This is a genomic window from Yokenella regensburgei (assembly GCF_051486985.1).
GTDB lineage: Bacteria > Pseudomonadota > Gammaproteobacteria > Enterobacterales > Enterobacteriaceae > CBFFRJ01.
The window spans coordinates 202,768-209,516 of sequence record NZ_JAHVDV010000004.1 but is presented as its reverse complement, the minus strand read 5'-3'; the positions used below and the strand labels follow the sequence as shown (position 1 = coordinate 209,516).

Sequence of the window (6,749 nt, the reverse complement as noted above, 5' to 3'; positions counted from 1 at the left end):
CTGCAACAGGATGGCAGTGAGGCCGGTTATGCCGTGGTGTTCCCGCCAGAGCTGGTGGCAATGCTGGACCGGCTTGAGGGTGAGCTGCGGGCCGGGGCCGTCAGCACGGAGAGCCATCAGTGGCTGGCCGGATGCGGCCTGACGCCGGAACGCATGGCGGCACTGCTGGAAGCCCTGCCCGTCCCGGCGAGGAAAATTCATCTGTACCACTGCGACCACCGGGGACTGCCTCTCGCATTAGTCAACGAAGACGGCACCCTCGCCTGGCGTGGCGATTATGACGAGTGGGGAAACCTGCTGTACGAGGACAACCCGCATCACCTCATCCAGTCACTCCGCCTGCCGGGTCAGCAGTATGATGAAGAGTCCGGGCTGCACTATAACCGCTATCGTTATTATGACCCGCGACAGGGACGGTATATCACCCAGGATCCGGTTGGGCTGAAGGGGGGGTGGAATCCGTATATATACCCTCTCGATCCTGTCAGTTTTGCCGACCCGCTTGGTCTTGCCGGCAACCCCGCGACGGCGACGCATATTACTTATCAGGGAATGGACGTTTGTACCGGTAAACCATATGTTGGCTATGCCAGTATGCAGGGAGCGCAATCCACCTCAGATGTTTTATCATATCGCTATGGAGGTAATTTTAGCCGCTTTGGAGCGACGCCACCGACGGTCCTCTATGATGGTTATGGTCAACAAGGCAAAAATCTTGCTCGAGGTCTTGAACAACGTTTTTTTGAGCAACAAGGTGGGCTAACGGGCACGGCGAACAAACAAAATCCCGTGGGTGTCAATAATCCCAATCGCTCATCTTATCTTAGTGCTGCTGATAAGTACCTGAAGGTACCGAATAGTGTAGCCAAAGGAATGGGTATTTTAAGTTTCCTGGGTACCGCACTGCATATGAATTCACTAAACTCCTGCAAATATGGCAGCGTGACACAATGTGCCTGTGCACTCGTGAATGAAACAGAAATTGGTGCAGATGCTGCGGATACGCAGTGTTATGGCAACATTTATTGAGGACGATAATATGGCACGAATAGTCTGGAAACCGGGTCATTTAGTTAGTTTTAAGTTACGAGATGATCTATATACAATTGCACAGATGGAATCAGGTTCCATCATGAGATTTTTTGATGTAAAAAATAAAAATGGAGAGTGGAAAAATATAAATCTAAACAACTCAAAACAATTATTCAGGGTATTTGTAGGCAGAGTTGTAAATAAAAATCTAGCATTCAAAAAAATAAAAGACGAAACAGTCATACCCAGCCAAAAAATCTTGGATGAATACTGGATACATCCATATACTTTATTAATTGATGGTGATCACTATAAAGGAGACAGCTCTAGCTTTTCATTTTTAGGTGGAAAACTAATATCTCTAAACTGGTCAAATAACATGTCCATTACAAATGCAACCGTTATTAAACATGATCTTTCAACCGTTAACGACAAAAGCATTATTGAAAATTATGAGCTAACCAGTATGTGGGGAGATAAAGATTTAGGCGACCGACTGAGACGTTATTTTGATACGGGCATCGACCGCGACGATCTTAAATTCGAAGTCTTCCCCGGTTTATGGGATGACAGAGAAAAGTTGCGTCCGTTAACCCGCAGGCTGCCCATACCCATGCGTTAGAAAAGTGAATCAGGTGCGCCGAAGGATACAGTCGGACAAGCAGAAACTGCAACAGGATGGCAGTGAGGCCGGTTATGTCGTGGTGTTCCCGCCAGAGCTGGTGGCGATGCTTGACCGGCTTGAGGGTGAGCTGCGGGCCGGGGCCGTCAGCGCGGAGAGCCATCAGTGGCTGGCCGGATGCGGCCTGACGCCGGAGCGCATGGCGGCACTGCTGGAAGCCCTGCCCGTCCCGGCGAGAAAAATTCATCTGTACCACTGCGACCACCGGGGAGTGCCGCTGGCACTGATAAACGAAGATGGTGCCCTCGCCTGGCGTGGCGATTATGACGAGTGGGGAAACCTGCTGTACGAGGACAACCCGCATCACCTCACTCAATCGCTGCGCCTGCCGGGTCAGCAGTATGATGAAGAGTCCGGGCTGCACTATAACCGCTATCGTTATTATGACCCGCGACAGGGACGGTATATCACCCAGGACCCGATTGGGCTGAAGGGGGGGTGGAATTTATATAAATATCCTTTTGATCCCGTTAATGCTACTGATCCACTTGGGTTGGCTGATGATCTCTTTGTATTTATCAATTCCCCAGGAATACAGTCAGAACTATCAAAGATAATGACAAATGAACCCTGGTATATGAATTCTGGAGAAACACGTATTTTGATGAATACATTAAATGATATGACAAACTGGGGGTTGGCACAGTCAGACCAATTTTTCCACTGTACCGCTTTCTGTCGAGTATCTAAGTCCAGGACTGCAAATAAATCAAATGCGTTAGTAATGGGTGTTGGTAAGGAAATGATTGATCATGCAAAAATATTTTTGGACTGTATGGGAATGGGAATAAACAAGGTGAGTTAGCTATGCTTCTGGATAACATAGAAGACTTAAAGGTAAACCACTACGGTTTAACTTGTCCTTCTGACGAGTCTTGCTCGTCACGATGTGAGGGGTACCTCAATCCAAACCATGAGAAGACAAAAGCATTTCTTAGAATAAGAGGATATCTGGATAATTAGAAAATGGGAAATAAGAAAATAATAATATTCTATTTAGGAGTTATCATGCTCATTGTGTTTTTTATGTTTGAAAACAAACATAACAAGAACAACATGCATAAGTATGAGAAATTTACAGATATTTCGAAAGAGGCGGGAGTTTATTCATGGATACCACATTTCTTTCCACTTACCTCCAGGAGAATTACTATATTTACAGATGTGGAAAGTGATTCATTTTATAGTAATTTCACTTTAGACAATAATTCATCGGAAATTTTTGATAGAACATTCCCGGTAAAAACATCTCCTGACGGAGTTAAATATATAGACAAGAATGACATCCTTGACTCGTGGTGTCAGGAAAGTGACTCCATTGACGAAGAAAATAGAGATCGATATAACTCTTTATATATAATCGCGAAGTTACCGGATAACAGATACTATATTTCACTAGTCACACGCGGCAAAAATAACATGGCCTTGAATAAGGCAAAAAACAAGTACTGTATAAATCGATGAGCAATATACAATAAAGCCCTGACCTTTTGGTCAGGGCTTTATAAACAGCCAGAAACACTAATTTCGTAGCGAAATTATTTCTTCTTCGCTTTCGGGTTCGGCAGGTCGGTGATGCTACCTTCGAACACTTCGGCGGCCAGACCCACGGACTCGTGCAGCGTCGGGTGAGCATGGATGGTCAGCGCGATGTCTTCTGCGTCACAACCCATTTCGATTGCCAGACCGATTTCGCCCAGCAGCTCGCCGCCGTTGGTGCCGACAATCGCACCACCGATCACACGGTGAGTCTCTTTGTCGAAGATCAGTTTGGTCATACCGTCTGCGCAGTCGGAAGCGATAGCACGGCCGGAAGCAGCCCACGGGAAGGTGGCGGTTTCGTAGCTGATGCCTTTTTCTTTCGCTTCTTTCTCGGTCAGGCCAACCCAGGCAACTTCTGGCTCAGTGTAGGCGATGGACGGAATCACTTTCGGATCGAAGTAGTGTTTCTTACCAGCGATAACTTCAGCGGCAACGTGGCCTTCGTGAACACCTTTGTGCGCCAGCATCGGCTGACCGACGATATCGCCGATAGCAAAGATGTGCGGCACGTTGGTGCGCAGCTGCTTGTCAACGCGGATGAAGCCACGGTCGTCCACTTCCACGCCAGCTTTGCCTGCGTCAAGGTTCTTACCGTTCGGTACACGACCGATAGCGACCAGCACGGCGTCGTAACGCTGTGGTTCAGCCGGGGCTTTTTTGCCTTCCATGGAAACATAAATACCGTCTTCTTTTGCTTCAACGGCAGTCACTTTGGTTTCCAGCATCAGGTTGAATTTCTTGCTGATGCGTTTGGTGAAGACTTTGACGATGTCTTTATCTGCAGCCGGGATAACCTGGTCGAACATTTCAACCACGTCAATCTGTGAACCCAGCGCATGGTACACGGTGCCCATTTCCAGACCGATGATCCCGCCACCCATAACCAGCAGGCGTTCCGGCACTTCTTTGAGCTCCAGCGCATCGGTGGAGTCCCATACGCGCGGATCTTCATGCGGAATGAACGGCAGTTCGATCGGACGGGAACCCGCCGCGATGATCGCGTTGTCGAAGTTGATTACGGTTTTGCCGTTTTCACCTTCCACTTCCAGGGTGTTAGCCCCGGTGAATTTACCCAGACCGTTAACCACTTTCACTTTACGGCCTTTGGCCATACCCGCCAGACCGCCGGTCAGCTGAGTGATAACTTTCTCTTTCCAGGTACGAATCTTGTCGATATCGGTTTTCGGCTCACCGAAAACAATACCGTGTTCAGCCAGTGCTTTGGCTTCTTCGATTACTTTCGCGACGTGCAGCAGTGCTTTAGAAGGGATACAGCCGACGTTCAGACAAACACCACCGAGGGTGTTGTAACGTTCTACGATGACGGTTTCCAGACCTAAATCCGCGGCGCGGAATGCTGCGGAGTAACCTGCCGGGCCTGCCCCAAGTACTACGACCTGAGTTTTGATTTCTGTGCTCATCATGACCTCTTAATTTATACCCGTCGTCCACCGGGTCGTTCTATCCGCCCGTATTTTACAAAACTGTTAACAATTTTGAAACAACAAACGGTTCATGAATGCTTGCTTTCGCTTATAACCTCACAACCCGCATGAGGTTAACAGAAAAAAGCCGGCCGACTGGCCGGCTTTTCGATTACATCACCAGGCGGCGAATGTCGCTCAGGGTGTTGTTGATGATGGTGATGAAACGCGCACCATCAGCACCGTCAATCACGCGGTGGTCGAAGGACAGAGAGATTGGCATCATCAGACGCGGCACGAACTCTTTGCCATTCCACACAGGCTCCATCGCGGACTTGGACACACCAAGAATAGCCACTTCCGGCGCGTTCACAATCGGTGCGAAGTGGGTGGTACCCAGGCCGCCGATGCTGGAGATGGTGAAGCAACCGCCCTGCATTTCGCCGGCAGTCAGCTTACCATCACGCGCTTTTTTGGAGATGGTGGTCAGTTCGCGGGACAGCTCAGTAATGCTCTTCTTGTTCACGTCTTTAAAGACCGGAACAACCAGACCATTTGGCGTATCAACCGCAACACCGATGTTGATGTATTTCTTCAGCGTCAGACGTTGCGCATCTTCAGACAGGGAGCTGTTGAAGCGTGGCATCTGCTCAAGTGCAGCGGCAACGGCTTTCATGATGAAGACAACCGGGGTGAATTTCACGTCCAGCTTGCGCTTCTCAGCTTCGGCGTTCTGCTGTTTACGGAACGCTTCCAGGTCGGTGATGTCGGTTTTGTCGAAGTGCGTAACGTGTGGGATCATCACCCAGTTACGGCTCAGGTTAGCACCAGAGATTTTCTGGATACGGCCCAGTTCCACTTCTTCAACTTCACCAAACTTGCTGAAGTCCACTTTCGGCCACGGCAGCATGCCAGGGATACCACCGCCAGCGGCAGCAGCAGGTGCTGCTTCAGCACGCTTAATAGCGTCTTTCACATAAGCCTGAACGTCTTCGCGCAGGATGCGACCTTTACGGCCGGTGCCTTTCACTTTCGCCAGGTTTACACCGAACTCACGCGCCAGGCGACGAATCAGCGGCGTTGCGTGGACGTAAGCGTCGTTTTCAGCGAAGTCAGATTTACCTTCCGCTTTTGCAGCAGGGGCAGCAGCGGGTTTTTCTGCTTTCGCAGCCGGTGCCGGTGCCGCCGCTTCCTGCTTAGCCGGAGCCGCAGCAGGCGCAGCGCCTTCTACTTCGAAGACCATGATCAGAGAGCCGGTGGACACTTTGTCGCCGGTGCTGATTTTGATCTCTTTAACGACACCCGCGAACGGCGCAGGAACTTCCATAGAAGCTTTGTCGCCTTCAACGGTGATCAGTGACTGTTCAGCAGCAACTTTGTCGCCCACTTTCACCATCACTTCGGTTACTTCAACTTCGTCACCGCCGATGTCCGGTACGTTAACGTCTTTCGCGCCAGCGGCTGCGGCCGGCGCAGAGGCTGCCTGCTCGGTAACGGTCGGCTTAGCATCAGCAGCAGGCGCAGCGCCTTCGACTTCGAAGACCATGATCAGGGAGCCGGTAGAGACTTTGTCGCCAGTGCTGATTTTGATCTCTTTTACGACACCCGCAAACGGAGCCGGAACTTCCATAGAGGCTTTATCGCCCTCTACGGTGATAAGAGACTGTTCAGCGGCAACGGTGTCGCCCACTTTAACCATGATTTCAGTGACTTCTACTTCGTCGCCACCGATGTCTGGTACGTTCACTTCTTTAGCCGCTGCAGCAGCAGGTGCTGCCGCTGGAGCCGCTTCTTTCTTCTCTTCTGCCTTGGCAGGTGCAGCGTCAGCTGCACCATCGGCGGAATCGAAAATCATGATCAGTTTACCGGTCTCGGTTTTATCGCCGACAGAGACTTTGATCTCTTTAACGATGCCAGCCTGCGGAGACGGGACTTCCATAGAGGCTTTGTCGCCTTCTACGGTGATCAGCGACTGTTCAGCTTCAACTTTGTCGCCCACTTTGACCAGGATCTCGGTGATTTCAACTTCATCAGCCCCGATGTCCGGTACATTGATTTCGATAGCCATT

General features: G+C 50.1%; 5 protein-coding genes. 3 read left to right on the top strand and 2 right to left on the bottom strand.

Annotation, left to right across the window (positions count from 1 at the left end):
* The 3 genes from KXR87_RS05285 to KXR87_RS05275 all read left to right on the top strand — a co-directional run.
* Positions 1-1,029 (top strand): RHS repeat-associated core domain-containing protein (locus tag KXR87_RS05285; protein WP_437431207.1); only part of this gene is annotated, 1,029 nt, incomplete at its 5' end.
* Positions 1,013-1,654 carry a hypothetical protein gene (locus tag KXR87_RS05280; RefSeq protein WP_437431206.1) on the top strand — a complete coding sequence of 214 codons (642 nt, stop codon included), beginning with the start codon at positions 1,013-1,015 and terminating at the stop codon, positions 1,652-1,654. The genes KXR87_RS05285 and KXR87_RS05280, both read left to right, overlap by 17 nt.
* A 4-nt stretch (positions 1,655-1,658) precedes the next feature.
* Entirely contained in the window at positions 1,659-2,519 is an 861-nt protein-coding gene (locus KXR87_RS05275) for an RHS repeat-associated core domain-containing protein (RefSeq protein ID WP_437431205.1), read from the top strand.
* Positions 2,520-3,252: 733 nt separating this feature from the next.
* On the opposite strand, the gene lpdA is transcribed toward KXR87_RS05275, so the two are convergent.
* Both lpdA and aceF read right to left on the bottom strand, forming a co-directional pair.
* Positions 3,253-4,677: a dihydrolipoyl dehydrogenase gene (lpdA, locus tag KXR87_RS05270; protein ID WP_437431215.1), complete on the bottom strand. Its 1,425-nt coding sequence runs from the start codon at positions 4,675-4,677 to the stop codon at positions 3,253-3,255.
* Between the two features lie 175 nt (positions 4,678-4,852).
* The gene (gene aceF / locus KXR87_RS05265; protein WP_437431204.1) at positions 4,853-6,748 is read right to left on the bottom strand and encodes a pyruvate dehydrogenase complex dihydrolipoyllysine-residue acetyltransferase; all 1,896 of its coding nucleotides are present in this window, start codon (positions 6,746-6,748) and stop codon (positions 4,853-4,855) included.
* Between the last annotated feature and the right edge of the window lies 1 nt (position 6,749).